2 protein-coding genes are annotated in these 2,054 nt (G+C 59.8%); both read right to left on the bottom strand.

Annotated elements, in window-relative coordinates:
• Positions 1-1,394, bottom strand: a 1,394-nt coding sequence (locus tag VAE48_RS10480; protein ID WP_322793275.1) for a TadE/TadG family type IV pilus assembly protein, incomplete at its 3' end; no start/stop codon positions are given.
• 34 nt (positions 1,395-1,428) lie between these two features.
• Positions 1,429-2,054 (bottom strand): hypothetical protein (locus VAE48_RS10475; protein WP_322793274.1); only part of this gene is annotated, 626 nt, incomplete at its 5' end.

Here is a 2,054-nt window from a genome sequence, read left to right as displayed (position 1 = left end):
GCAAGATTATCGCCGCCTGTGCCTTCTTTTTGGAGAGCTTCTAGATAATACAACTGTCCGGCCTGCAAGGTAACCGGCTGAGAACGCTGTGTGGTGTATTTATCCCACTGGCGGGAATCTGTCCAGCCGTTCACATACGCAATGCGCACTGCGCCGGCCGGGTTGCTGCTGGAACTGAGGTACAGCTCGCTGGAGTCATCGCTGGCAATATAGAAGGTATATTCTCCCGTCCACGGCGCGCAGACATAAGCGCGCATGCGCTGGCCGTAATTGTCGCCCCAGTAGGCTGGCGCTTCGTAGGACGTGCGGAAGTCATAACCGGTAGCGTTGCCGGGGTAGCGCGGGTTCGTGAGTAAGTCGCTCAGGCTGCTGCCACTGATACCGGTCCAGTACTGGCGCAGTACCGAGCCGTTGTACTCACAGAAGACCGGCGTGGGGGTATTGGTGGGGGTGGTGGTGGGGGTTTCGGTGGCGGTCGGCGGCGGCGTCGGCGTAAAGGTAGCCGCCATGCCAATGCTGCCCACCAGACCGGTCACCCGCGAGGTGCGGAATTTTTCAACGATGCCCTCGCGCATGGCCTGAATGCGCACGGTCGGCCACCACGAGTTGAGGAAAGGCGTAATCAACTCATGGCGGTAGGTGAGCACCACCCGCACGCGGTCGCCCGGGCCGCCGGCATCGTCCACATAACGTTCGGTAACCGGGTTGGAGAAGTTGCCAGCCGCATCAATGTTGCCGCGCACCCGTTCGCAGTAATCCGGAAAGCGGTAATCATCCAGACTGGTGGGGTCATTGGGAACATAATAACGCGGGTTCGGGTTGAACTGGAAACGGGCTGCCTGATTGCTGCCGACCGGCTCGATGCGGTTAGAACAGGTGGTTATATTGAAATAACCTCTGATAGCCGGATTGCCGCGGTTGACCATGTCAAAATCGGAATGATTCCAGCCGTAGTCGAGATAAGCCAGATAATCACCCGAAACGGCTGCCGCCGGGTCCCAGGCAATGCCGGTAGCCCCGGCCAGCGCCGCATCCCGAATGGAGGGCAGACGCGCCCAGTCCTGCAGGGCATTTTGCATCTGCTCCCAATCCTGCGAGAAAGATTCGGGAACGCGGCAGTCGTAATGTCCATCGGCAATATCGGCATCTTCCAGCGCCAGCGCCTGAGCGGCTGCTTCGCAGTAAGCCGGGTTGAAATTACCGGTGATGGCATAGCGTACGCCAAAGCGGGCACCGTTTTCCAGCGCCAGCCAGGCTTGCAGAAAACGCCCAAATTCAATGATGCCGAATACCAGCATCAGCAGAATGGGCAGCGCCAGCGCAAATTCCACCAGACCCTGCGCCCGCTGGCTGCGCCGTTGGAAGAAGAGGTATTTGAAGGAAAAATTGGGCATTTTCATCGGCATCCCTCGCTTTCCGCGAAGTGCATCACTGGGTAATCCGCGTGTAGATACGGGTGGCAATATCCTCGAAGATGGGCACCAGATCTTCGGGGTTGTTGGTGTAGTAATACTGGCCGCAGGAACGGAAGGCCGGCGCCGTGGCGCACGGATTGGTGGTACGGTCACCGTCATCGCCCACCGCGGCAATGTAGCGCAGCAACGGTTCACCCAGACTGACCGCCCCCAACCCAATGGTATAGACGGCAACATCATTGCCGCGTGGCTCGTTCTGATTGGTGGAGCGGGTCAGCGCCAGCGCGTCCGCCATGTCACGGACATAATCGCTGACCGAGTACTTGTTGTTGCGATGGTATGAGGGCTGGTTGTTATTGCGGATCCAGGTGGAAGCGGGTGGGCAGGTTTCTTCCTGATCATCAATACAGTAGCGCGGCGAGTTGGTGGTATCAATGCACAGAGCCGGCCACCAGCCCTGATTCAGACGCCCGTCGCAAAAGCCGTTCGGGTAGGCAAGCGGCACCAGCCCGCCCGTCCACGGCGTATCGCCAGGGCCGCTGCCGCCGCTGCCAGCGGTATCGCTCAGGTTGGCCACCCCATCGGTGAACAGCACCACCACCCAAACCGCGCCGGGGCGGGCATCGTTCAGCACCAGGT

The organism is Bellilinea sp. (assembly GCF_034432615.1).
GTDB lineage: Bacteria > Chloroflexota > Anaerolineae > Anaerolineales > Anaerolineaceae > Bellilinea.
This window is presented reverse-complemented; position numbering and strand designations above follow the sequence as displayed.